Here is a 26,212-nt window from a genome sequence, read left to right on the forward strand (position 1 = left end):
TTAGAGGAGAATGAAAGTTCTCCTCTTCTTTTAGTAGAACCAGGTAAAAAAAGATTTCATGAAAAGGACCGTATTATCAATTGCCTTAGCCTCTTTAGTCTTCGCATCTTCTTGCAAAAATACCCAAACGCCCAAGCAGGAAACCACTCAAAATAAAGCCGTAAAAAGTGACATCACAGATGAACAGCTGATGGATAAAGTTCAGCAAGAGGCATTAAAATATTTCTGGGATTATGCAGAACCAAAATCCATGTTGGGAAGAGAACGTTATCATGAAGACAACATCTATCCGGATAATGACAAGCACGTAGTCACTACAGGTGGTTCAGGATTTGGACTGGCCACATTATTGGTAGGCGTGGAAAGAGGATTTATTCCAAGGAAAGAAGCCGTAAAAAGACTGACCCATATGATGGATTTTCTTGCAAAAGCAGACCGTCATAAAGGAGCGTGGTCTCACTGGATCAACGGAGAAACAGGGAAAACTGTTCCTTTCGGGAAAAAAGACAATGGCGGGGATCTTGTGGAAACTGCATTTCTTACCTCGGGAATTCTAATGGTCCGCGAATACTTTAAAAACGGGAATGCCGAAGAAAAAGCACTGGCTTCAAAATGCGATGAGCTTTGGAAAGGAATTCAATGGAACTGGTATACAAAAGGAGGTGAAAAAGTACTTTACTGGCACTGGTCACCGGAATATCAATGGGAAATGAATTTTCCTCTGGAAGGGTATAATGAATGCCTCATTACCTATATTCTGGCAGCTTCATCACCTACCCATCCTATCGATGCCGAAACCTACTACAAAGGCTGGACGAGAAACGGAACTTACCTTACAGACAAAACAAAATACGGACTTCCTCTGTATGTAAAACACAATTATGCCGAAGAATACGGCGGACCGCTTTTCTGGTCACAATATTCTTATATCGGCCTGGATCCTACCGGGCTTTCCGATAAACTGGTGAAAAATTATTTTGACCTAAACAAAAATCAAGTCCTTATCGACTATAAATACTGTGTGGAAAATCCAAAACAATGGAAAGGCTATGGTTCCAATTACTGGGGGCTCACAGCTGGATACACAAGAAATGAAGACGGAACCGCAGGCTATACGGCTCATATGCCGACCAATGATAATGGGGTGATAACACCTACTGCCGCATTGAGCAGTTTTCCATATACGCCCAAAGAATCTATGGACTTTTTAAGATTTCTCTACACTCAAAAACCTGAATTTATTGGATCAGCAGGACCTTATGATGCAACTTCAGTAAATTACAACGACTGGTTTACCCCAAGATATTTAGCCATAGATCAGGGAACCATTGCTCCGATGATCGAGAACTACAGAACAGGATTTCTGTGGAAATTATTTATGAATGCTCCCGAGATTCAGCAGGGACTTAAGAAATTAAGCTTCCAGTCTGCGAAATACGGAATCAGGTAATCTGGTTTTTTAGTGCTATTTTTATCTGTGGTAACATCTGGCGGGCTTTAGCCCGTTTAAATAAAAAAGAACACACCAAATGGCTTTAGCCGAAACCTAAAATATTGCTATGAAATTAAAACTAAAACACCTTCCTCTTTTACTTCTGACGTTTTCGCTGCCTATGAATGCACAGGAAATAAAAGGAGAATTAAACAAAGAAATTAAAAGGACAGAGAAAATATCCTACATTCTCGATTATCCTCAAAAGGTAAAAGGAAATGTTCCGCTGATTGTTTTTCTTCACGGTTCAGGAGAAAGAGGAAATAATCTTGAAGCAGTTAAAGTTCACAGTCCGTTCACCTATAAAAACCTGATCAAGGAGCCTGTAGCCATATTAGCACCACAATGCCCTGCAGATTCATGGTGGGATACGGTTACCCTGTATAACCTGATCAAGGAAATTCAGAAAAAATATAAAATTGATGCCTCCAGAATTTATCTCACAGGACTTTCACTGGGAGGCTGGGGAACATTAAAACTTGCTATGGAACATCCCGAATTGTTTGCAGCAGTAGTACCTGTCTGCGCACCCACAGATATGATCATGTATGCGAATATCAATCAATATAAAGATCTGAACATGAAAATCTTCCATGGAGGGATGGATGATGTTGTTCTGCCGGAAAATGCACTTAATTTCTACCAAAGATTGCATCCGGTAAATCCTTCAGCAGAATTGGTCATCTTTCCAAATGACAATCACAATTCATGGGATTCTACCTATTCAGACCCAAAACTGTATGAATGGATGCTGTCTAAGAAAAAAGGAGAATAGAGTTTTGGTGAAGAATTAAGAACTAAAAATTAAAAATGTTTCAGGAAAGGCAAGAAAATGATAACATGATCAAATTGTATCTCCGATAAAATATTTGCGCCTTAAAAACATAGAAATATATTAAACCTTAGCGCCTTAGCGTTAAATTCAAAAAATAAAAATATTCCCCATCGAAACAATAAAATAAAATTAGAACTATAATTTAAGAAGATAGATTTATGAAAAAGTTAATTGTACTCGCGGCTTTAGCACTTTCACCTATATTTTCCGCACAGGAAATGGTAACCAAGCCGGTGCAGTCTTTCCAGACAGCACAATATCAGGCGAAAAGAAAAGCTTTCGTAGAAAATCTTTTATCTAAAATGACTTTAGATGAAAAGATTGGTCAGTTGAATCTGCCGACTTCCGGAGATTTTACAACAGGACTGGCTCAAAGTTCGGATATCGGAAAGAAAGTAGAGCAAGGGTTAGTAGGAGGATTATTCAATATAAAAGGAGCTGAGAAGATCAAAGCAGTTCAGAAAGTGGCTGTTGAAAAAAGCCGTTTGAAAATTCCTTTGATTTTTGGGATGGATGTCATCCACGGTTATGAAACTACATTTCCAATTCCTTTGGGATTGGCAGCTTCATGGGATATGAATCTGGTACAGCAGTCTGCAAGAGTTGCTGCGAAAGAAGCTTCTTCAGACGGAATCAACTGGACTTTCTCGCCAATGGTGGATATTTCCCGTGAACCAAGATGGGGAAGAGTGTCTGAAGGTTCAGGAGAAGACCCTTACTTAGGAAGTGAAGTTTCCAAAAATATGGTCTATGGTTACCAGGGGAAAGATCTCTCTGTTGGTAACACCATTTTAGCCTGTGTAAAGCATTTTGCATTATATGGGGCAGGAGAAGCCGGCCGTGATTACAACACGGTAGATATGAGTCATGTGAGAATGTTCAATGAATATTTCCCACCGTACAAAGCTGCAGTAGATGCGGGAGTAGCTTCCGTAATGGCTTCTTTCAATGAGGTGGATGGTGTTCCGGCAACCGGAAGTAAATGGCTTCAGACTGATGTTCTGAGAAAAATGTGGAACTTCAAAGGCTTTGTTGTGACCGACTATACCGGAATCAATGAAATGATAGAACATGGAATGGGAGACCTTCAGCAGGTATCTGCCTTAGCCCTAAAAGCCGGAGTCGATATGGATATGGTAGGAGAGGGATTCCTGACCACTCTTAAAAAATCTCTGGATGAAGGAAAAGTAACCCAGGCTGAGATCGATATGGCAGCAAAAAGAATTCTGGAAGCAAAATATGACCTGGGATTATTCGATGATCCTTACCGTTACGGGGATGCAAAACTGGCCACAAAAGAGGTTTACAATATGGAAAACCGTAACATTGCCAGAAGTGCAGCAGCCCAGTCTATGGTTTTACTGAAAAATGAAAATCAGGTACTTCCGTTGAAAAAATCAGGAACAGTAGCAGTGATCGGACCGTTGGTGAATAACTCACTGAACATGGCCGGAACATGGAGTGTTGCTACAAAACATGCCATTTCAGTATCTCTGATGCAAGGCCTTCAGGCTAATTACGGAAAAGAAGTGAAATTCCTTTCTGCAAAAGGCGCGAACATTGATTACGATGCTAAATTAGAAGATATCTATGCCGCTCACGGCAAGAAAACAGACAGAGACAGCCGTTCTAAAGAAGAACTATTAAAAGAAGCTGTAGAGGTAGCTGGTAAAGCAGACGTTATTGTTCTTGCTATCGGGGAATCTGCAGAAATGAGCGGAGAATCTTCTTCAAGAACAGAGATTACCATTCCTCAGTCTCAGGTAGATTTATTGAATGCGTTGAAAAAGACAGGAAAACCAATCGCTATGGTTCTTTTCACGGGCCGTCCACTGGCTTTGACCAATGTAAAAGATACGCCTGATGCTATTGTCAACGCATGGTTTCCCGGTTCAGAAGCAGGAAACGCTATTTCAGATGTCTTATTTGGAAAAGTAAATCCTTCAGGAAAACTTCCAATGACATTCCCAAGAAGCTTAGGGCAGGTGCCTATCTATTATAATGCAAAAAACACAGGTCGTCCTCTAAGCCAGGATAAAGTGGATAAATGTGTATACGAAAGATTCCGTTCCAATTATATGGATGAGTGCAACACGCCCCTGTATCCGTTTGGATATGGTCTGAGTTATTCTAAATTCGCGTACTCCGACATGTCCGTTTCCAATTCAAATCCAAAAGGAAATCAAACCGTTCAGGCGACAGTAACGGTAACGAATAGTGGAAATTACGATGGTGCTGAAGTCGTACAGCTTTACATCAGAGATATGGTCGGAAGCATTACCAGACCGGTAAAAGAACTGAAAGGCTTCCAGAAAGTATTCCTGAAAAAGGGAGAATCGAAGAAAGTAACCTTCGATATCACCCCGGAAAGCCTGAAATTCTACAATGGAGAATTGAAGTTTGATTGGGAACCGGGAGAATTTGATATCATGATCGGAACCAATTCTGATGATGTAAAACATTCAAAAATCAATTGGACAAAATAATAAAAGTCAAAGCCATTCTTTTGAGTGGCTTTTCCCCTTTTTTGGCACGATTTTTAATAGCACAGTTATAACGTTAAAATAATAATTATGAAAAAAATAATCTTACTTAGCTCAATGTTTCTGGGTTCTTTTATATTTGCACAGCAGATCAAAGGCGGTGATAGAGATGCTCACGGATGTATCGGTTCTGCAGGATATACCTACTCCCAGATCAAAAAAGATTGTGTAAGGGTTTTTGAACAGAAGATTAAATTGACAGAAGTTGATCCTAAAGGAAGTTCTACTTCAATGGCTGCCGTAATTTTCAGCAAAGACATGAAAAAAGCTGAAGTTTTTGTTCCGGATACAGATGGAGAAAGCCTGATCCTTACAAGACAAGGGAAAGGTAAAGCATGGAAAAAAGACAGCTATGTATTGGTTCCTTTCAAGAAAAACGGATACCAGCTTAAAAAAGACAATGTTGTGATTTATCAGTAAACCACAAATTTTATAAATACAATGGAGGCTGTCTGCTAAGGCAGTCTCTTTTGTTTTTAACAGCATAAAGGTGGTGAATTCTTTAAATATAAATTTAAAATTTAATCAGGAATCTGGAGAATTTCACAATATAAACGAAACCAACTCCAACAACACAGCACCCCGGAAATCAGCAGAACTAAATAATAAATTGATAAGTCTCTTAAAACGAGAAACTTTTTTTTGTATCTTGGATCAACTAATACCTTGTTGCTGTTGTTATTTATAAAACTAAAACCATTAATATTTTACTATGAGAAAAACTATTTTATTGGGCGCAATGTTCGTCAGTTCTTTAGCCTTTACCCAACAAAAATCTCCGGTGGTAGGAGGTGATAGAGATGTTCATGGCTGTATAGGTTCAGCAGGTTATACCTATTCACAAATCAAAAATGATTGTGTAAAGGTTTTTGAACAGAAAATCAAATTAAAGGAAGTGAACTCAGATAAAAGTTACACTACTATGACAGCTGTTATTTTTAGTAAAGATATGAAAAGGGCTGAAATTTTCATCCCGGATGGAAATGCAAAAAGCATTATCCTTACCCGAGAAGGGAAAAGCAAAATCTGGAAAAGTGGAAGCTATATTAAAGAAGCTTATGTTTTAGTTCCATACAAAAAAACACGCTACCAGCTTAAGAAAGATGATGTTGTGATTTATCAGTAAATCCTGATTTATAATATACAAAGCCGCTTCGAAAGAGCGGCTTTTGTTTGATTGATGAGATTCAAAAATACCCTTCAGAAATACTGAAGGGCATTTTTATATTTAATTTTTAATCACTTTCTTGAGGAGTATTCCTTTATCAGTCATTACTTTAAAATAATACATTCCCTGATTACTGCTGTGAATGCTTACTTTGGTATTTTGAGAATTAATTCCGATTTGTTTCTGAATAATTCTTCCCTGAGCGTCATACACTTCAACCGACTGGATTTTTGAATCAGCATCTATATTGACATCTCCTTTCGTAGGATTAGGATATATTTTTACCAATCCGTCTTTTGATGTTTCATCAGACTGCAGAGTAGTTTCAAAATGAGTTGTGGCTTCATTGGTCACAATCGGGAAATTATAATCAAAATAGATATTGGCTTTATTGATTACCTGATCACCAGGAGCCAGATTATTTTTTGATTTTACTTTCATCAAAATATTTCCATGACCTCCGCTTCCTAAATTCGCCAATTTCATGATAAATTCAACTTTATTATTTTTCAGTCTTGTATAAGCCAAATGAGAAGCATTTTGTAATTGTAGGGTTGAAATATCAAAATCTGCAGGATTTATATCCATTTCAACCACAATATTAACTGCATTGGAAGTACCTGTATTTTCAAAATTAACGATATAATGCAGATTATTACCAATCATAGCTGCAGGGATTGTATTTCCCTCAATACATACAATATCATTAGGATCAAGAGAATTGACCACGATCTGCTTATAGTTAAATACATTATCCTGAGGATTGATGTCGCCTGCAAGAGGATTTACTTTTGCTGAGAAAATCAATTGATCTCCTGAATTTACAGGGTTTGTAGAATGAGTTGGAGTATTGATCGTAAATATAATTTCTGATGCAGCATTGCCATAAGGCTTTAAATTGCTGAAGTTAAAAGTGATCTGGTTTCCTGAGGTTGCTGACGGTAATGAAGAGGAAACAAAACTCATTTTTGAGGCATCAAATGTAAGAGCGGCGCTTCCGGAAATTGTAGTATTTCCTTTATTTCTCCACATCAGTTTATATTTTGCATCAAATCCCGGTACAGCATCCGTTACAGGAGCAATCACAACTTCCAGGTCATTGGCATTTCCATTTTTTACAACACAAATATTCTGGGTAAAAATATTGTTGTTATTATTGGGGAAACTTGTCGTGAAAGAAGCAGGCGTTACCGTAAAAAGAGAAGGGTTTTCAGGTTCTGCTGTTACCGTAAAGGTCCCGGCCTGAGTATAAAAATCATATTTACCGTTATTCTTTACAAAGGTTTCTCCGGTATCGGTTCCATCACTTATTTTAAGCTTCATATGCTCAAATATCTCATCATTGGTATCGCAGCCATTATTATTTTCATCAAAACGCACCAGGCCTGTGATGGTATTGTAGTTTCCACCGGGAACAAAAGAACAATACGTGTTTAGGTTGCAGGTCGTATTATAACCATACTGGTTGATTAACGCCTGTACAGCAGATATTTGAGAATCATCTGCACATATATAGCTAATATTCGGATTGTTATTAAAAGTGACCTCTTCAGTGTATCCATTTTTTAAAAAAAGAGTGCTAAGCTGGTTATTGCTGAAATCTGCTTTAGCAATTTGTGCTGATTCCATACTTACAGAAGATAATTGATTATTGGAACAGCTTAAATTAACGCCATCACTATTAAAATCAAAATTATAAACAGCTGGTAAGTAAGGCATCACAGTGTTGCTAAGATTTAGGGAAGTTAAATTATTATCACTGCAATTTACCATTTCAAGTAAAGGACAATTACTTATATCTAAAGAAGACAATACGCCCTTTTTGCAGGTAAGAGTAGTCAGTTTGGATTTATTTGATAAATTTAAACTTGTTAGTGTGTTTTTAGCACGATCAACTATATCATTTGATCCATAATTCAGGAAGTTCCCCAAGTGTAGCGTTTCTAAATTGTTAAGGGAAGACGCATCGAAAGCAGATAATCTATTACCAGTGACATCTATTTCTTTTACATTTGGGCAGTTTTGAAATGTTAAAGTTTGGATGCTACTCTCTATCCCTTTAACAGTTTCCAGTAATGGACAGTTTTCAAATTCATAAAGCGAGGTGTTTCCAAAACCATTTGAATGATAACCCCCGGTGAATACACTTGTTAATTTAGGTGTATTTTTAATTTTTAAGGATGCAGCGTAGAACTTTGCTAAATTTATATATTCTAAATTCTGAAGCCCATCAATATCAATGTGTCCTAAATAAGCGACCTGATATGACGATGTACCACCAATTATACCTTCTATTCCTTTTAGATTTACCAAATGGCTTATGCCTGAGGTCGTGCCAAAATTGGGATTATAGGAATTGATAGGGTCATAATGAAAATTGATATAGGCTACTTGATTTAAATCAGTTTGTAAAAGTTCGCCATCTTCATCAGAATCTAAATTTATACAGTTTTGGTTGCTATCTCGTGCTCCCCAGTAATAAATACTAGACCCTGGACTATTACAAACAGAAGCATTTGTAGAAATCAGAAGTTTTTTTAGACCAGGATCCATTCCCAATACAGCTCCGTTGCAGACGGTCTGAGGTACACTGCCTGTAGCAGGCAAAATATCTCCCTCGTTTTTACATATACTGGTTATATTGGTATTGTTTACATTAAGGTAAGATAAAGTCTGGAGTTTTATATCTTGAAAACTAAGTTCTGATAGTGGATTATTACTACAGTCCAAGGAAGCTACATTTTTATTTTTAATCGTAAGACTGATCATTTGGTTATTACTGCAGTTGATAGTTCCATAAGCAACACTATCTTGAAGAGAAAAAGAGGTCAGCAGATTATACGAGCAATTAATATTAAGGGGATTGGGAATACCGTATGATACAGTAGGTGAAACCAATGAGGTAAGCTGATTATGACTGCAATCCAGATTTTCCATTTGAGTGGAAGAACTGCTTAATTGTAAATTTGCCAAAGAATTATAAGAACAGTTGATATTGACAACATACGGTGAAGCAGTCAAATCTAAGCCTGTAAGTGAATTGTGACTGCAATCCAGACTTTCTGTTTGGTTATAAGAATTGTTTAATTGTAAGCTTGTCAGAGAATTGTAAGAACAGTTTATATTGATAATACTGGATGAAGCGGTCAAATCTAAAACGGTCAATGAATTATGACTGCAATCAAGGTAATATAAATTAGTCATAGAAGAGATATCTAACGACGTAATTTGATTATAGCTGCAATCAAAATAGAAGAGTGAAAAATTTGAAATTCCATCCAAAGAAGAAATATTTGAATTAGATATATTAAGTTCAGAAACTTCACTGGCTTCACTTACATCTATCTCTCCATCACTATTAGCATCAATAGCAAAATAATTTCCATTCAAATCTTTTGCAACAGTATTCGAAGATGAAGAAGACAGCAATTTAGTTTTAAAATTAGCATCCGGAATATTAATAATTTGTGCCTTTATTCCTAATGAAAAGAAGGTGAGCACTGCGAAAAATAATAACTTTGTTTTCATAAAGTGTTTAAATAATTTTTGTCGAATTTATTTTTTATTGTTTTTTTAACTAAGGCGAGTGGGAATTCGCAGATTTCTATTTGGAATTTATAGCTTATTGATCAGTTCCTGCAGCTTTTCTTTTTTTCTCTGCGATACCTGAAGCTTCGATCCATCTGACATGATGACAAAACCGCCATCTTTTTTAATGTAAGATTTCAGCTCATTTAAATTGATCAGATGAGACTGATGGATACGTTCAAAGCCATGCTCTCCCAAAAGTTCCTCGTATTCCTTTAACGTTTTGGAAATAATGACGGTCTTATGATTTTTAATGTAAAATTTTGTGTAGTTATCTTCGCTTTCACAACGGATAATGTCTTTTATTTCAAACAGATGGATTCCTTCTGAAGTTGAAAGGGCAATCTTTTTAAAACTCTCTGTTTTTCTGCTGATATTATCAAGAAGCAGTTCTATATGTTTATGCGTACTGCTTCTGTGTTGTATCTCTTTGATTTTTATGATGACATTTTTCAGTTCATCCGGATCTACAGGCTTCAATAAGAAATCCAAAGCACTGAATCTGAAAGCCTTTATGGCAAACTTTTCATGGGCGGTAATAAAGATAATATGCGCAGAAATCTGTCCCTGCTTTTCATTCAGCTGCTCCAAAATATCAAAACCGGTTCCGTCATTCATCATGATGTCCAGAAACACAATTTCAGGCTTCTTATTTTCAATCAGTGCGATACCGGATTTTACACTTTCGGCCTCTCCCAAAAGAACAATTTCCGGAGCGTAGAGTTTCAGCATTTCTTTCATGCCTTCACGTAAATGGGCATCATCGTCTATAATAACAGCATTGATCATAATTAATCTTTTATATATTCTAATGGCAGTTCCAGGACTACCTTTGTACCTTCACTTGTATTGTTTTCGCCTTTTATTTCTGTTATCGTCAGGTTCAGCTTTTTCTTTTCAAGCTTTTCAAGCGTTTCCAGTCTCTTTTGTGAAATTTCCATGGCCATAGATGTATGCACATTCACCAGATTCTTTTTCAATTTTTTAGAAGTTTCTATTCCTATTCCGTTGTCTGTAATTTCACAGATTAATGATTCCGAAGTCTGGCTGAAATGTATTTGAATAAGACCTTGCCCTTCCTTGGGAACAACCCCATGAATAACTGAATTTTCTATGTAAGGCTGAAGTAAAAGAGAGGGAAGCGCAGTATCGTCTTCTATTAAAGGATCTTTGATGATTTTAAACTCAAATTTCTGATTAAATCTCAATTGTTCAAGCTCCAGATAATTTTTTAAAGACTCAATTTCTTTATCAATAGTAATAAGTGATTCTTTAGAGAAATCCAGTGTCAGACGCATAAGCTTTGAGAATTTTGCAAGATATTTTATAGCTTCGTCTTTATCATTCTGCATAATAAATGAAGAAATTGCCGCCAGACAGTTGAAAACAAAATGAGGATTCATCTGAAGGTGCAGAGCTTTGTGCTGAAACTCCGTGAGTCGTTTTTGAAGAAGGATTGTTTTTTCACGCTCTTTATTTCGGAAAAAGAAATAGATGCCTGCCAAAATAATTAGCAATAGCAAAAAGCCGAAATACCATTTGATCTTCTCCCGGTTTGTCTTTTCTTTTTGCTCGATTTCGTGCCTTTCAGATTCAAAATCCAGCTCTGTCCTGATGCGTTCCTTTGCATTTTCAATTTTTGTCAGGTTTTTATTCGCTACATTGTAGTTTTTTAAATGAATAAGAGCTTGTTCTTTATTCCCCATTTTATCAAAGATTTGAGAAAGTAACTCTTCACTTTTTACAGTAGTTTCAGGTAAATCCAGTTCTTTAGAGATTTCAAGACTTTTATTGGCAAATTCCAGTGCTTGATCAAGCTTATTTTCAGTATAATAAATTTTGCCTAAAAACAGATAGGTATTAGAGAGCCCAAATCGGTCTTCTGTACTTTTAAAAGCTTTTTCTGCTTTTAATAAATAGTCTTTAGCTGTTCCGAATTGCTTTTTGACCATATAGTATTGGGCCATATTGTTATACAGCTCTCCCTGTTCACGGGAATTGGGATTTTTTTGAAACTCATTCAAACCCTCATCAAAAAATACTTTAGCCTTTTGAGGCAGATTCTTATCTAAATAAATTAAACCGATATTCGAACATGAAACCCCCAGTGAAGCTGCTTTTATCTTCTTTTGTACAGTATACGATTTCAGAAAATAATATAAAGCTTTCTCATGGTCATCAATGGAATGATAAATAACCCCAATATTATTATAAATCTTCGATAATTGCACTTCGTTGTGGCTGCTTTCGTATAATTTCATGGCTTTAAAATCATTATTTAAAGCCAGGGAATAATTATTCTGTTCCGAATATATAATTCCTTTGCTGCCAAAATTTTTAGCTGAAATCTCCTGTATGCTTTGATCGGTTTTGTTCAGATTTGATATTTTTTGTTCCGCCTGATCAAAATATTGGAGTGCCTTATTGTAATTTCCTAGAATAATATTTGAAGTTCCCAGATTCTGCAAAGCCAAAACTTCTTCTTTTGCATTCTTTGTCTTTTTGGCAGATTGTAATGCTTCTTCAGCATACTTTTGCATGGCATCCGGGTCCGAAGTTTTATAAGAATCAGATATTTTGTTTAAAATTTCCGTTCTTTTTGAAAGATCAGTTGTCTTATTTAATATAATAACTAATGAATCCGGCACGTTTTGTTGTGCTGAAAAAAAAGTAATTATGAAAAAAAAGAAAAAAAGGGAATAATTTTTTTTCATCAGTTGTGTTTCATTGCAAATTTAGATGAATCTAAAAAAATATGAAAACATAAATGAGGAAACTACGTTTTTGAACGAGAATTCGATGGAGCAGACTTTGATTGACTTTAAAAATGGTTCAAGGTTTTTCTGAAAAAATAATTAATATTCGTTAGAATTATACTTTCGATTAAAAAATGTATATTAGTCTTACCAAATCATAGCAGAATCCGAAAAGCTTATAGAGTAGGAAAGATCAAAAAAAGACTATATGAAAAATCTAAAAAAACTTTCAAAAAAAGAATTAAAAACCGTTCAGGGAGGTATTCCTATGTGTTTACCAGGTTATTTCTGGTGTTCATTTGTGAAAAAATGCATTCCTGTAGGATCAAGCTGCGGACTTGAGTTGTAGCAAATAGCTATTGTTCAAATAACCTAAAGATCATTTTCTGATCCCTTTAGTTATTCACTAGAAAAAAAATAAAGCCGTTCGAAAGAACGGCTTTTTCTATACTGCTAGAACTGATCTAAAGCTGTACATAAAATTTGAATCAAGTGCTTTTAGTAGCATTTATCAGGATTATAAGTTCTGCATGGCCCGTTTTCAGTATACTGGCATGTTCCGTCCGGACATCTGCCTCCCGGTGGAGGAACCCAGCCTCCGGAAATCATTTTTAAATCAGATTTAGATAATTTTTTTAAATTTTTCATAATAAGTTTGGTTTAATTTGTTGTTTCTAATTCATGAGCTCTTCGGGCTCCGTGTTTACTAAATTAAAAAATAAATTCAAATAAAATCACCATCTTTTGAAAAATTAAGCGAATGTTCTGAAAAAAAACATAAAAACGGCCATTCAAATGAGTGGCCGTTTTGTTTGGATGAAATAACTGATTAGGATGTCTGTTAAAACAGAATATTAACCAAGAACAGGTTCTTCGGCATATACAAGGCCTTCATAACAGGCATTATAGATCATTTTCAGATCCTCCAGTGTTGGTACACGGGGATTGAAACCTGTACATGGATCAATTAATGCATTGTTCGAAATGTAATCCAGATTTTTGTCCCAATCTTCTCTTGAAATTCCAAACTCCTTCAGCGATGAAAGGTTATTCACTTCTGAACGCAATGTTTCAACAGCCTGAGCCAGATCTTCTGCGGTTTCCTTACCAATCACTTTGGCCAGATCAGGAAAACGGTCAGTAGCCTGTGCATTGAAACGGATCACATTAGGCAGGAAAATAGCATTGGAAGCGCCATGTGGAATACCATACAATGCACCCACCTGGTGAGAAAGGGAATGAACAATTCCCAACCATGCATTATTAAATGCTAAACCTGCCATAAAAGAAGCATCGTGCATATTCTGACGGGCCTTAATATTAGTCGGATTATTCACAGCTTCTTTCAGGTTGTCAAACACAATTTCCAGACCACCTTTAGCCAATGCATCTGCATAATTGTTTTCGATATTCGAAACATAAGCTTCCACGCAATGCGTCAATGCATCCAAACCAGTGTTAGATGTAATGTGGGCAGGCATTGAAGCACATATTTCACCATCTACAATAGCGATGTCCGGAGTCAGCTCATAAGAAACGATAGGGTATTTTACCCCTTTTTCACGATCTGTAATGACGGCCAATCCTGTTGTTTCAGTTCCGGTTCCGCTGGTAGAAGGGATCGCGATAAATTTAGCTTTATTTCTAAGTACAGGTACAGAGAATGGCTTGATTAATGAATCAAAATCCGTATCCGGAAATTCATAGAATACCCACATGATTTTTGCCGCATCAATAGCAGAACAGCCTCCCAAACCAATGATCCAGTCCGGTTCAAAAGCGCTCATTACTTCAGCCCCTTTAAGGCTGGTTGCAGATGAAGGATCCTCTTCCACACCATCAAAAACCTTGGTTTCTATTCCGGCCTCAGTTAAGAAAGCAACTGCTCTGTCGAGCGTTCCGCTTTTTCTCATAGAACTGCCTCCGGTTACGATAACTGCTTTTTTACCTTTAATATTTTTTAATTCTTCAAGACTTCCAGGACCATGAAAAACTTCTCCTGCAATAAATAATTTACTCATTTTCTTTTTTGCTTATAATGATGCAAAATTAGATAAGCCGGAATGGGGGATGTTATACAAATGAGACTATCCGTTATACATTTGCGCCAGTTCCTGCTGAAGTTCCGTTGGAGTCTCTTTTAATTTGGATTTTACAAACTTATTAAGGGCAGAAGGAGAATTGAAACCAAGATCAAAAGCAATCTCTTTATGCGTAAGGTCCGAAAATAAAAGCTGCCTTTTGATCTCTATGAGGATACGGTTGTGAATGGCATGAATAGCCGTTTCTCCACAATGTCTTTTCGTAATGGAATTTAATTTTTTAGGAGTAATGTTCAGCTTGTCAGCGTAATATTGAACCGTTCGCTGCTCTTTATAATGTTGATTAAGATCCTTTTTAAAGCGTACATACAAAGGTTTATCTATAGTTTCTTTGTACAGTACCGGGTGCAATCCGTGAATAGATTCAATAAGACCCAACAGGAAAATTTTAATGTAAAAACGAGCCTGTTCTTTTTTGATCAGACTCGGGTTCATGTAAATGTCCTGGATGGTCTCCAGCAGCAGCCTGCTTCGTTCAAACTCCTTAGAAGGAAGGATGGTGCAGTTAAGTTGTGTAGAAAGATTGACATTATAGGTGCTCAGTTCATTTTTTAGGATATCAGAGCAGAATAGTATTTCTTCAAACAAAATGATTTTTCCTTTTAAATCCTCACTTAAATTCGAGACAAACTGAACCTGCTCAGGGAAAATCACAGAGATTTTTCCAGGTTTAAGACTATGTACTTTTTCTTCAATATGCACCTGAAGATGGCCGGTTTCCATGACAATAATACAGAAATGATCTTTTTTGTGGGGCTGCTGATATTCTTCGAGCCTTTCCTTATTCAGATCAAAAATGCGGAAAGACAGGTTTTTATCCTCTTCCTTTTGGATATTTTTCTTTATTTCCAGTTTCTTTAAGCGCATGGGATTGATGAATTATTGTTGTTTAAAAATGAAGCAGCAAAATTAGTCCTTTTCAGTAAATCTGAATGAAACAGAAGGCAATATCTGTGTTTATCTATACAATTGATGAGAGAAACAACAGCATTGGAAACAGGCTTTTATTGATTTACGGATGAAGAAAATAAAATTGCTCTCAGGAGGAGCTTAAAACAGCCGTTACAATTTTCATCTCTCACTGAAAATCCTTATTTTTGTACATCTAAAAAGTAAAAGAAAGAATGAATTCCTACAAAAATCCATTGGAAGAGCGCTATTCCAGTGAAGAAATGTTGTTTAATTTCTCACATAATAACAAATTCCGTACCTGGAGAAAGCTTTGGATAGCTTTGGCTGAAATTGAAAAAGATCTTGGTCTTGACATTACAGACGAACAAATTGCTGAGCTGAAAGCTAATGCCGAAAACATCGACTACGATAAAGCGGCTGAGTATGAAAAAAAATTCCGTCATGATGTAATGGCTCACGTTCACACGTATGGTGATGTGGCGCCTTCAGCAAAAGGAATTATCCACTTAGGGGCTACTTCGGCTTTTGTAGGAGATAATACAGACCTTATTCAGATCCGTGACGGGCTTTTAATCTTAAAGAAAAAGCTGGTTAACGTTATGAAAAGCTTAGCTGATTTCTCTATTCAGTATAAAGATCTTCCTACCTTAGGATTCACCCATTTCCAACCGGCTCAGCTGACAACCGTTGGTAAAAGAGCGACACTTTGGTTACAGAGTCTTGTTCTTGATATTGAAGAATTGGATTTCTTCCTTGAAACGCTTCGTTTCAGAGGCGTAAAAGGAACTACCGGTACTGCTGCAAGTTTCTTAGAGCTTTTCAATGGTGATTATTCTAAAGTAAAACACTTAGATAAAGAACTTTCAAAAAGATTCGGTTTCGAGAAAGTATTTGGCGTTTCTGGTCAGACTTATGACAGAAAAATCGATGCGAAGGTTGTCGCTTTATTAGGAAATATTGCTCAGTCTGCCCATAAATTCACCAACGATTTACGTCTTCTTCAAAATCTGAAGGAAGTTGAAGAACCATTCGAGAAAAACCAGATCGGTTCATCTGCTATGGCTTACAAACGTAATCCAATGAGAAGTGAGAGAATCGGAGCATTGGCAAAATATGTAATGTCTCTGACAACCAGTTCTGCTATGGTAGCTTCTACACAATGGTTTGAAAGAACACTGGATGATTCTGCCAACAAGAGACTGACTATTCCTCAGGCATTCCTTGCCGTTGATGCCATCCTGTTGATCTGGAACAATATCATGAACGGAATTGTTGTGTATCCTAACAGAATCAACAAGCATATTGAAGAAGAGCTTCCTTTCATGGCAACAGAATATATCATTATGGAAGAAGTGAAAGCAGGTGGTGACCGTCAGGAAATTCACGAAGTGATCAGAGTTCACTCTATGGAAGCTTCTAAGAAAGTGAAAGAGGAAGGAAAAGAAAATGACCTTATTGAAAGAATCTTAAACGATGATTCTTTAAAATTAGATAAATCAAAATTAAAAGAAGTTTTAGATCCTAAAAACTTTATCGGTTTTGCCCCTATTCAGACGGAAGAGTTCATCAGCAATGAAGTCCAGCCGATTCTGGATCAGAATAAAGACCTGATAGGATTGGAGGCTGATCTTAAAGTATAAAGCTTATGCAGCCTTCTGGGCTGCATATTTTTTTGAAATTAAACAATTCATGAAAAATATATTTCTCTCTTTTATAGTGCTTTTTGTGAGCTTGTTTTCTGTGAAAGCTTTTTCTCAGTTCAGATCTGAGGAACTAGAGGCTTTTCAGCTTACAAAAGAGGAATATAAACAATTGAAGAATTATTTACTTTCAAAAAATCTAAAAGTAACGGATACTATTTTTATCAAATATGATTTCAATAAAGAAAACTGTTGGAATGGATTAGATAATAAAAGTAAGGATTACATTAATAAAGTTGTACAAAATTTTCAGAATTATACTTCACGATTTAATCAAAAATTTGAAACAGCTGTGGCGTATAATTTCAGACAACCTGGAAAAAGTATGAATAAGTTAAAACTTTGGGATAATACTATTATTATTGATGATCAGGAAATTCTCAAAAAGCTTATTTTCAAAACAAAAGTTCAATGTGGCTGCTCTGCTCTTATTTTGAGTGACGGATCATATTTGATGTTCAAAAGAGATCCCCATTTTGCCCTTTTGAATTTACACCATAATTATGAATTTGGACAGTTTTAACTATTGTTAATGATTTTTACCAAGTAGATCAAATGAAAAAAATACTTTTAACCATTTTATTAATACCCATTCTTTCTTTTTCTCAGAAGAAAGAGGCTTTAAAGTATTTTATCTCAAAAGATACATTGGTAGGAGTGAAAGATCAGGACGGGAAAATTATTGTTCCCGCCCAGTTTAAAATATATTCAAATCTTGAAGATGGAGATCTTGTAAAAGAGGAAACCATTTATTTGGATGGTTCCAAAAAAGGGGAAGCCAAAGAGAAAAATGCCTGGGGTTATGTATATGATAAAAAAGGAAACTTCCTGTACAGACCTTTCTTTTATGACAATGGAGCCGATTATTTCAATGAAGGCTTAAGGAGATTCGTCAAAAACGGGAAAGTTGGTTTTGTTGACCGGAATGGGAAAATTGCCATAGAAGCCAAACACGACTTTGTTTCATATTTTGAGTACGGTTACGCTGTGTTTTGTGATGGCTGTGACTGGGAGAAAACAGAAGATGAACATAAAGCAATGGTAGGGGGAACCTGGGGGGTGATGAATACCAAAGGAGAAACCGTTAAAGCCGTTGTAAAACAATCTGATAAAGACAAAGAAATTCAAGGAAAATATTATCCGTATCCATTTCAATACAACGAAAAAGAGAAGACTATTCTTCAGTTTTTTGAAAAGCAAAATAAAATACTTTCAGGATTGTATTACGTAAATGTTTATCCCGGAATGTCTGATGCTGAAAAGAAATTGCTTTTTGAAATTGTAGAAAGACCAAAAGAAAACTTTCCCTATTATCAGGTAAATGTTTATTCAATGAGCAAGAACAATCAGAGTTCCTACAGGTTTACATTTCTTGTTTCAGAAGACGGAAAAGAAAAGTACGCTATGGATTACAATGATAAAATTCCTTTTGATCAATGGCTGAAAAATGAAACGAAAGAAGCGGAACAATATCAGAAGGAATATCCTGACAATCCTAATAAATTTATAAAATAACAATAATCCCCATGAAAAACCTGTCGATTTTTTTATTGATTCTTATGTCCGCAAAGAGCTTCTCACAAAGCCAGAAAGACGTGTATTCCATTATGGAGGTCAATGCACAAAAATTAAAAGAAAAATCAGGGGCCTATTCCGTATCTGTCGGAATAGTGAAAGATGGTAAGGTGTATACAAAACATTACGGGGAAATAGATAAAGGAAAGGGAAACAAAGCAGATAACAATACCTATTTTGAAATAGCATCGGTGACCAAACTTTTTACAGGACAATTGTTGGCTCAGGCCGTTTTGGAAAATAAAATTAATCTTGAAGACGATATCCGTAAGTATCTGAAAGGATCATATCCCAATTTAGAATACAATGGAACTCCGATTAAAATTAAAGATCTGATTTCCTACAGAACAGCACTGCCGCGTAATCTGCCTGATGACACCGAAATCAGGAAAAAAATGTCAGATGAAACGCCTTTTCAATACAATAAATTAAGCGAAAATTATACAAAAGATCATTTTAAGCAGGACCTTCAAAAAGTAAAACTGGATACGGTACCCGGAGTCAAATATAGCTACAGCAATCTAAGTCTTGAACTTACAGGTTTGATGCTGGAAAATATATATGGTCAAAGCTATGAAACACTGCTTAAAGAAAAGATTTTTTCAAAAGCAGGAATGGATCACACCAAACTGGAATTGGGTAAAAATGAAGTCTTAGCAAATGGATATCATTCGAGCGGACGTCTGATGCCAAAATCCATAAGTCATTTATGGGGTTCAGGGGGTTCAAAAACCAAATCGACGATGGGAGATATGGTGAAGTTCTTAAAGTATGAACTGGATTCAAAAAACTCCATTGTTCAGGAATCTCAAAGAAATATCAGCAACAGTAAAGGAGATTGGTACGGGTATTTTTGGGACGGTTATGGCCTTAGCGAACATGGGAAAATGGGGTATAAGCATGGAGGAGCATTCGGAGACCAAGTCTGGTTTACGATATACCCTGAACTGAATATGGGTATTTGCGTTATTGTAAATGTCAGCGGTCCGGATACGTTTCCGGCTCTTTATAATTCGGTGGCCAGATTGATGAATGATCTGACGACAAAACCGGGCAAAAAGGAAACAGAAGGATACTTTCTGAAAGGAGATAACGTTGTATTTATCTATACGCATCCAAAGAATTTAAATTCAAAACTGATCAATAGCGCTTCTGTCGCAGGATCTTTCAATGATTGGAAGACAGACAATAAAAACTTTCAGTTAACGAAAAAAGAAGATAATCGCTTCGAATTGGAAGTTCCAAAATCTAGTTTCGAAAAAGGAAAAATCTATACTTTTAAACTGATTCTGAACGGAGAAGACTGGATCAATGCATCAAGAAATGCTTCCAATACAGACGGAACAGATGACAATAATCTGACGTTGAAGCTGTAAAAATATAAAGAATCAATGGGTTCTGAAAAAGTAAAAAGAAAGTAATAAATCTAATATTTAAAATCTGACATCTAATGTCTAATAACAAAAGAATTTTCGTAGAAAAAAGAGGTATTTTCGATGTTGAAAGTCCAAAAATTTTTGATGAAGTAAAAGCAGTCGTTCCGGCGGTCAAAAATGTGAAAGTGTATAATGTGTACGATATTTTCGGACTGAATGACGGAGAATTCGGGAAAGTCGTAAACAGTACTTTCGTAGATCCTGTGACTGATATTTTACACACAGAAAATCCCGGAAAAGAGATCTGGTTTGCCATGGAGTTTCTTCCAGGCCAGTACGATCAACGTGCAGATTCTGCCCAGCAGTGTATTGCTTTACTGACGGAAAATGAAAAGTCCAAAGTAAGAAGCGGAAAACTGATTCAGTTTGAAGGCATTTCTGAGGGAGACCTTGTAAAAATCAAAGACCTTCTGATCAATAAAGTGGAATCTCAGGAAAAAGATCTTTCCATCTTAAACATTCCTGCTGATGAAATTCCTGCAAAAGTTTTGATCCACGAGAATTTCATCAGTTTTGATGATGCCGGGCTTGAAAATTTCTACAATGATCACGGTTTTGCGCTAGGATTGGATGACCTTAAATTCATCCAGGAATACTTTAAAACAGAGAAAAGAAATCCTACCGAAACGGAACTGAAAGTTTTAGACACGTATTGGAGTGACCATTGCCGTCATACCACCTTTGAAACAGAATTGTCAGATATCCAGTTTGAAGGAGCATTCAAACATACATTGGAAACTATTTTCAATGACTATATCGAAAAAAGAAAATTCTTAGGCCGTGAGCTGAAACCGATCTCTTTAATGGATCTTGCGACAGTTTGTGGTAAATATTTCCATAAAACAGGGAATCTGGATAACCTTGTCATCTCAGACGAGATTAATGCATGTACCATCCAGATCGAAGCTGAATACGACGGTAAAAAAGAACCGTGGTATTTACTATTTAAAAATGAAACCCACAATCACCCTACGGAAATTGAACCTTTCGGAGGAGCTTCAACCTGTTTGGGAGGAGCGATCAGAGATCCTTTGTCCGGAAGATCATTTGTGTTCCAGGCGATGAGATTAACGGGTGCTGCTGATGTTTTAGAATCAGTTGACAAAACGTTACCGGGGAAACTTCCTCAGAAGACTATCACCAAACAGGCTGCTAACGGGTATTCATCTTACGGGAACCAGATTGGTTTGGCAACTACCATGGTTTCTGAGATCTATGACGAAGGGTATAAAGCCAAAAGAATGGAAGTAGGATTCGTTACCGGAGCCGTTCCTGTAGATTGGGTAAGACGTGACAAACCTGAAAATGGAGATTCTATAATTATTTTAGGAGGTGCAACAGGTCGTGACGGTGTTGGTGGAGCTAGTGGAAGTTCAAAAGTACAGGATGAAAACAGTATCCATACCATGTCTACTGAAGTTCAGAAAGGAAATGCCGTTGAAGAACGTAAAATCCAGAGACTGTTCAGAAATCCTGAAGTAACGAAACTGATCAAGAAATCAAATGACTTCGGAGCAGGAGGTGTTTCTGTAGCCATTGGCGAAATTGCGGATTCATTAGAAGTGAACCTTGATGTTTTACCTTTAAAATATGAAGGATTAAACGGAACTGAGCTTGCGATTTCAGAATCTCAGGAAAGAATGGCGGTTGTAGTTGATCCGAAAGATAAAGAACAGTTCATCAAATTCTGTCAGGATGAAAATATTGTTGCTGTAGAAGTGGCAAAAGTAACAGATTCAGGAAGAATGCAGATGTTCTGGAAAGGCGATAAAATCGTTGACCTTTCAAGAGAATTCCTGGATACCAATGGATGTTCTAAAACTCAGGAGGTGAAAATTACCCATCTTGAAGAAGTGAAAGAAGAAACATTATCTTTTACAAAAGAGAACTTCATTAAAATAATAAGTGACAAAAATGTAGCTTCCCAAAAAGGACTGTTGGAAATGTTTGACTCTTCTGTAGGTGCCACTACGGTTGCGATGCCTCTTGGAGGAAAATACCAGCAGACATTGATGGAAGGAAGTGCTCAGACATTACCTATTTTAGGTGCAAAAGATATTGAAACCGTTTCCTTTGCAAGCTGGGGATTTGATACCGGAATTTCAAAGCAAAACTCACTGTTAGGAGCTTCTTATGCGGTAGTAGAAAGTGTAGCTAAGATCGTTGCGATGGGTGGCAATTACAAAAATATCAGATTAACCTTCCAGGAATATTTCGAAAAACTGGGTCAGAATGCTGAAAAGTGGGGGAAACCCTTAGCTTCTCTTTTAGGAGCTTATGATGCACAGATCAACCTTGGTCTTGCTGCGATTGGAGGAAAAGACTCTATGAGCGGTACTTACCAGGATTTGAATGTTCCACCGACCTTGATCTCGTTCGCCTGTGCCAACGGTGAAAAGAAAAATGTGATTTCCCCGGAATTCAAACAGGCTGGAAACAAAGTATACTTCTTCAACCATATTCCTCAGGAAAGCGGTCTTCCCAACTACGAAAGCTTAAAAGGAATTTTCGAATTTATTTTTGAAAATATCAAAACCGGAAAAATCGTTTCTGTAAAAACCATTAAAGAAGGAGGTGTTGCAGTAGCTTTAGCCAAAATGAGCTTTGGAAACAGACTGGGAGCAGACATTACAATTGATGAAAATGCTTTATTAGCTAAAAATATAGGTAGCTTAATTATCGAATCAAAAGAGGAATTGAGCCATGCTTCTCTGCAAAACATAGGTGAAGTAAAAGATTTAGGGATCTTAGCTATAAACGGACTTGAATCTACGATCTTAGATCTTGTAGCCGCTTATACCGGAACATTTGAAAACCTCTTCCCAACTCAGGAAAAAGAAAAAATAACGGTTGAAATCGATGAGAAATCAAATTCCATCAACCCAAGAAATATCATCATTAAAAAACATGGAGTTGCTAAGCCGAAAGTATTTGCCCCTGTATTCCCGGGAACAAACTGCGAGTACGACACTTTGAATGCATTCCAGAAAGAAGGCGCTGTAACCAGTAGTCTTCCATTGAAAAATATCAGCCACCAGTTGCTGGATGAAAGCATTGATGCATGGGTAGAAGAGATCAGAACGTCTCAGATCCTTGCCTTTTCAGGAGGCTTCTCAGCAGGGGATGAGCCGGATGGTTCAGCGAAGTTCATTGTGAATGTTCTGAAAAACGAAAAGATGAGAAACGCTGTTCACGAATTACTGGACAGAGATGGAATGATCATTGGAATCTGTAACGGTTTCCAGGCTTTGGTTAAATCCGGTCTTTTACCTTACGGAAGAATCAAAGATCTGGATGAAAATTCTCCAACACTGGCTCATAATGCGATCAGAAGACATATTTCCCAGATGGTGAATGTAAAAGTAATCAATGACGAAAGTCCTTGGTTGAAAGGAATGAAAGATCAGGTATTTACTATTCCAATTTCTCACGGGGAAGGTCGTTTCATGGCTTCAGAAGAAGAAATCAAAAAGCTTTACGAAAACGGACAGATAGCAACCCAGTACCTCGATCTTGATGGAAATATTGCCCACGGAATGCCTTTCAACCCCAATAATTCATTATTCGGAATTGAAGGAGTAACGAGTCCTTGCGGAAAGATTTACGGAAGAATGGGACACCCTGAGCGCTTTGCAGAAGGCCTCATGAAAAACATACCGACCGCGAATTACCATAATATATTCAAAAACGGAGTAGAATACTTCAAATAAACAGACCAATGACCGCCACCGAATGGCGGTCATTTTTTTTATATTTACAGGGATTAAATTTTAGGGCAACCCAACCAGCTTCCAACAATACATTCAGGACAATGTTGAATTCAGATAAAAATAAAGCAATCACAATCAAGGGCAACCATTTTTCCGATTTGTCAGGCTTTTACGATGAAGTCTCTTTAGTGTTAATGAAAGATACAGACTGGAAAGTAGGAACACTCGACGGCTTTGATGATATTCTGTACGGTGGTTTCGGAGTATTTGAAAGCGGAGAGGAAGTTGAAATCGTCTGGAAAGATTCCCAAAAATCAAAAGACGATCTTGGGCTGGAAGCTACCCGTCATTTTTATGAAAACAAGATCAGGCAGGGAAAACCTTTTAACGTAGAATTGATTCAGCAAAAACTGAATGAATTGACTTCCGGAAATGGTCAGACGTTATTTGAAATTTTAATTGAAATTATAGAATCACACAAAAATATTACATTAATTTTGGATTGATATTAAATGAATGATGAATGATGAATGATGAATGATGAATGATGAATGATGAATTGTGTTCAACAGTACTAATTTCTAGCCTCTTATTAAAAATGAAAAAAATGATTTACGGGCTGTTTTTCGGAGACAGTATTACATATGGAGAGTATGACGGAGTATTTGGTGGATGGGTAGATATTCTTAAAAGGTATGCGCTGCAACAGTTTCACGAAGGAAGTAATGAAATCATCCTTTTCAATCTTGGAATAGGTGGTGAAACTACAGAAGGCCTGCTCAAAAGAATGCCTCATGAACTGGCTGCCCGGAATTCTGCGGAAGGAAATATTGTTTTTATTGGTTACGGCGCCAACGACCTCGCGATAAAAGACGGAACCCAGCTGGTAGCCCCTGAACAGTTTAAAGAGAATATTAAAACAGCCGTTCAGCATGCCAAACAGTATGCCAATGATATTTATCTTGTTAGTATCCTTCCGTTCTCTCAAAAGGTAGATGGTGTACAAACTCCTGCAGGAAAATTAAGAACCAACGGAGACGTTTTAGTGTACAACCAAATCCTCAAAGATATAGCGGCTGACAATGCTTTGCATTACATTGATTTTTACGCTGCTTTTGTTCAGGATAAAGAAATTCTGCTTTCCGCAGACGGAGTTCATCCTAACGAAAAAGGCTACGGTATAATGGCTGAAACGGCAATCCCCATCATAGAAAAATATTTATAATGGCTTATCTGTTTTCTTACGGAACCTTGCAGAAAAAAGAGGTACAGCTTGAAACATTTGGAAGACTGCTGGTAGGTGAAAAAGATAGTCTGACAGGCTATACATTGAATAGGGTAGAAATTACCGATCCGGAAGTGTTGCGTAAAAGCAACCAGAAATATCATCCCATCTTAACGTTTTCCGGAGATAGCGAAGATGAAGTGGAAGGAATGCTTTTCGAGGTCACCGAAGAGGAAATTCTTCAGGCGGACGAATATGAAGTAGATGACTATAAAAGAGTAGAAACAGTGTTCAAATCCGGAAAGAAAGGATTTATTTATGTGGGTAGATAAAATTAATTTATCTTGATATGGTGAAATATTAGTTTTATTTGTTAGTTTTAGGTTGACAAATAAAAATAGTATGAAAAATCTAAAAAAACTTAAAAGACAGGAACTGAAAAATGTAAATGGGAAAGGGATAAACCCACCTTTAATTGTTGTTCCTGTTGATGAAAATGGATATTGTAATTATCCTTATGGTTGGTATTGTCCCAAATTTAATGGGTGTATGACCTCCGAATCATGGGACTTTCACTGCTCTTAAAAAACGGCAAGCATTTCTTTTTAGAAGTGCTTTTTTATTGAAACACATATTTCCAGTACACAATAATCCCGATCACAACAGATCCGATAGCCATCACAAGAACAGCTCCCGCGGAAATATCTTTAATAAAGCCGATTCTCTTATCGAAATCGGGTTGAATGACGTCACATATCCTTTCTATTGCTGTATTGAGAATTTCGGCACTTAAAACAGCTGCAGAGGCCATAAGAACCAATGCGGTATCTACTGCTGAAAGCTTAAAATAGAAAATGAGGAAAAGATTAATGAAAAAAGCCACAAGCTCAATTTGGAAATTTCTTTCCGTTCTTGCCATCAGGAAAATACCCCGGAAAGCATGTAGAAAACTTTTATGAATAAGTGGTTTTTTCATGATTCTTTTTCACAAATATAGGATTTGTATTTTGATGCTAATAGGATTTCAGATCTTTGGCGTGAAAATTAATCATCACTGAAAAGGGAACATAATATCAAGTCTGAAAACAGGTTAGTGATATTTGTTCAAAACTCCTTAAGATTATTTTTTTCATTATAGTTTCTATTTATTATATTTGTAGAAACTTATTT

Annotated in this window: 22 protein-coding genes; 15 read left to right on the forward strand and 7 right to left on the reverse strand. The window is 36.7% G+C overall.

Annotated elements, in window-relative coordinates:
* Window positions 1-58 precede the first annotated feature (58 nt).
* The 5 genes from NZD88_RS01935 to NZD88_RS01955 all read left to right on the forward strand — a co-directional run bounded on the left by NZD88_RS01935 (window position 59) and on the right by NZD88_RS01955 (window position 5,996).
* A complete protein-coding gene (locus tag NZD88_RS01935; protein WP_259827002.1) occupies window positions 59-1,450 on the forward strand; it encodes a glucoamylase family protein in 1,392 nt (463 codons plus the stop codon).
* A gap of 109 nt (window positions 1,451-1,559) precedes the next feature.
* A complete protein-coding gene (locus NZD88_RS01940; protein WP_259827003.1) occupies window positions 1,560-2,267 on the forward strand; it encodes a carboxylesterase family protein in 708 nt (235 codons plus the stop codon).
* A gap of 218 nt (window positions 2,268-2,485) precedes the next feature.
* The gene (gene bglX, locus NZD88_RS01945) at window positions 2,486-4,813 is read left to right on the forward strand and encodes a beta-glucosidase BglX (RefSeq protein ID WP_259827005.1); all 2,328 of its coding nucleotides are present in this window, start codon (window positions 2,486-2,488) and stop codon (window positions 4,811-4,813) included.
* An 87-nt stretch (window positions 4,814-4,900) separates the two neighbouring features.
* On the forward strand, window positions 4,901-5,290 hold the full coding sequence (locus NZD88_RS01950; RefSeq protein ID WP_259827006.1) for a hypothetical protein: 390 nt from the start codon (window positions 4,901-4,903) through the stop codon (window positions 5,288-5,290).
* A 292-nt stretch (window positions 5,291-5,582) separates the two neighbouring features.
* Window positions 5,583-5,996, forward strand: coding sequence for a hypothetical protein (locus NZD88_RS01955; RefSeq protein ID WP_259827007.1), 414 nt, complete (start codon window positions 5,583-5,585; stop codon window positions 5,994-5,996).
* Window positions 5,997-6,098: 102 nt separating this feature from the next.
* Here NZD88_RS01955 and NZD88_RS01960 read toward each other — a convergent pair whose 3' ends face one another.
* From NZD88_RS01960 to NZD88_RS01970, 3 genes are all read right to left on the reverse strand, one after another.
* Complete coding sequence (locus NZD88_RS01960; RefSeq protein ID WP_259827008.1) at window positions 6,099-9,566, reverse strand: DUF7619 domain-containing protein; 3,468 nt, start codon at window positions 9,564-9,566, stop codon at window positions 6,099-6,101.
* Window positions 9,567-9,653: 87 nt separating this feature from the next.
* The gene (locus tag NZD88_RS01965) at window positions 9,654-10,415 is read right to left on the reverse strand and encodes a LytR/AlgR family response regulator transcription factor (protein ID WP_259827009.1); all 762 of its coding nucleotides are present in this window, start codon (window positions 10,413-10,415) and stop codon (window positions 9,654-9,656) included.
* A 2-nt stretch (window positions 10,416-10,417) separates the two neighbouring features.
* A complete protein-coding gene (locus NZD88_RS01970; RefSeq protein WP_259827011.1) occupies window positions 10,418-12,274 on the reverse strand; it encodes a tetratricopeptide repeat protein in 1,857 nt (618 codons plus the stop codon).
* A 316-nt stretch (window positions 12,275-12,590) separates the two neighbouring features.
* Here NZD88_RS01970 and NZD88_RS01975 point away from each other — a divergent pair, with 316 nt between their 5' ends.
* Window positions 12,591-12,731, forward strand: coding sequence for a bacteriocin-like protein (locus NZD88_RS01975; protein WP_259827012.1), 141 nt, complete (start codon window positions 12,591-12,593; stop codon window positions 12,729-12,731).
* A gap of 149 nt (window positions 12,732-12,880) precedes the next feature.
* Here NZD88_RS01975 and NZD88_RS01980 read toward each other — a convergent pair whose 3' ends face one another.
* The 3 genes from NZD88_RS01980 to NZD88_RS01990 form a co-directional block, all read right to left on the reverse strand.
* Window positions 12,881-13,030: a bacteriocin-like protein gene (locus NZD88_RS01980; protein WP_259827013.1), complete on the reverse strand. Its 150-nt coding sequence runs from the start codon at window positions 13,028-13,030 to the stop codon at window positions 12,881-12,883.
* Between the two features lie 206 nt (window positions 13,031-13,236).
* Window positions 13,237-14,403 (reverse strand): iron-containing alcohol dehydrogenase, encoded by a 1,167-nt coding sequence (locus tag NZD88_RS01985; protein ID WP_259827014.1) that lies wholly within the window; start codon window positions 14,401-14,403, stop codon window positions 13,237-13,239.
* A gap of 66 nt (window positions 14,404-14,469) precedes the next feature.
* A complete protein-coding gene (locus tag NZD88_RS01990; protein WP_259827015.1) occupies window positions 14,470-15,351 on the reverse strand; it encodes an AraC family transcriptional regulator in 882 nt (293 codons plus the stop codon).
* Between the two features lie 257 nt (window positions 15,352-15,608).
* On the opposite strand from NZD88_RS01990, the gene purB reads away from it, so the two are divergent.
* The 9 genes from purB (at window position 15,609) to NZD88_RS02035 (ending at window position 25,627) form a co-directional block, all read left to right on the forward strand.
* The gene (gene purB / locus NZD88_RS01995; RefSeq protein ID WP_259827016.1) at window positions 15,609-17,036 is read left to right on the forward strand and encodes an adenylosuccinate lyase; all 1,428 of its coding nucleotides are present in this window, start codon (window positions 15,609-15,611) and stop codon (window positions 17,034-17,036) included.
* 49 nt (window positions 17,037-17,085) lie between these two features.
* Window positions 17,086-17,619 (forward strand): hypothetical protein, encoded by a 534-nt coding sequence (locus NZD88_RS02000; RefSeq protein ID WP_259827017.1) that lies wholly within the window; start codon window positions 17,086-17,088, stop codon window positions 17,617-17,619.
* A 32-nt stretch (window positions 17,620-17,651) separates the two neighbouring features.
* Complete coding sequence (locus tag NZD88_RS02005) at window positions 17,652-18,611, forward strand: WG repeat-containing protein (protein WP_259827018.1); 960 nt, start codon at window positions 17,652-17,654, stop codon at window positions 18,609-18,611.
* Window positions 18,612-18,622: 11 nt separating this feature from the next.
* Window positions 18,623-20,047, forward strand: a complete 1,425-nt coding sequence (locus NZD88_RS02010) for a serine hydrolase (protein WP_259827021.1) — start codon at window positions 18,623-18,625, stop codon at window positions 20,045-20,047.
* 74 nt (window positions 20,048-20,121) lie between these two features.
* Entirely contained in the window at window positions 20,122-23,817 is a 3,696-nt protein-coding gene (locus NZD88_RS02015; protein WP_259827023.1) for a phosphoribosylformylglycinamidine synthase, read from the forward strand.
* Between the two features lie 101 nt (window positions 23,818-23,918).
* On the forward strand, window positions 23,919-24,323 hold the full coding sequence (locus tag NZD88_RS02020) for a barstar family protein (protein WP_259827024.1): 405 nt from the start codon (window positions 23,919-23,921) through the stop codon (window positions 24,321-24,323).
* A 92-nt stretch (window positions 24,324-24,415) separates the two neighbouring features.
* Entirely contained in the window at window positions 24,416-25,042 is a 627-nt protein-coding gene (locus tag NZD88_RS02025) for an SGNH/GDSL hydrolase family protein (RefSeq protein WP_259827025.1), read from the forward strand.
* On the forward strand, window positions 25,042-25,374 hold the full coding sequence (locus tag NZD88_RS02030; protein WP_259827026.1) for a gamma-glutamylcyclotransferase family protein: 333 nt from the start codon (window positions 25,042-25,044) through the stop codon (window positions 25,372-25,374). Before NZD88_RS02025 ends, NZD88_RS02030 begins: the two co-directional genes overlap by 1 nt.
* A 70-nt stretch (window positions 25,375-25,444) precedes the next feature.
* The gene (locus NZD88_RS02035; RefSeq protein WP_259827027.1) at window positions 25,445-25,627 is read left to right on the forward strand and encodes a bacteriocin-like protein; all 183 of its coding nucleotides are present in this window, start codon (window positions 25,445-25,447) and stop codon (window positions 25,625-25,627) included.
* Window positions 25,628-25,661: 34 nt separating this feature from the next.
* Here the strand turns inward: NZD88_RS02035 and NZD88_RS02040 are convergent, their stop codons facing one another.
* Window positions 25,662-26,018 carry a diacylglycerol kinase family protein gene (locus NZD88_RS02040; protein ID WP_259827028.1) on the reverse strand — a complete coding sequence of 119 codons (357 nt, stop codon included), beginning with the start codon at window positions 26,016-26,018 and terminating at the stop codon, window positions 25,662-25,664.
* Between the last annotated feature and the right edge of the window lie 194 nt (window positions 26,019-26,212).

Source organism: Chryseobacterium pyrolae (assembly GCF_025153485.1).
Taxonomy (GTDB): domain Bacteria; phylum Bacteroidota; class Bacteroidia; order Flavobacteriales; family Weeksellaceae; genus Chryseobacterium; species Chryseobacterium antibioticum.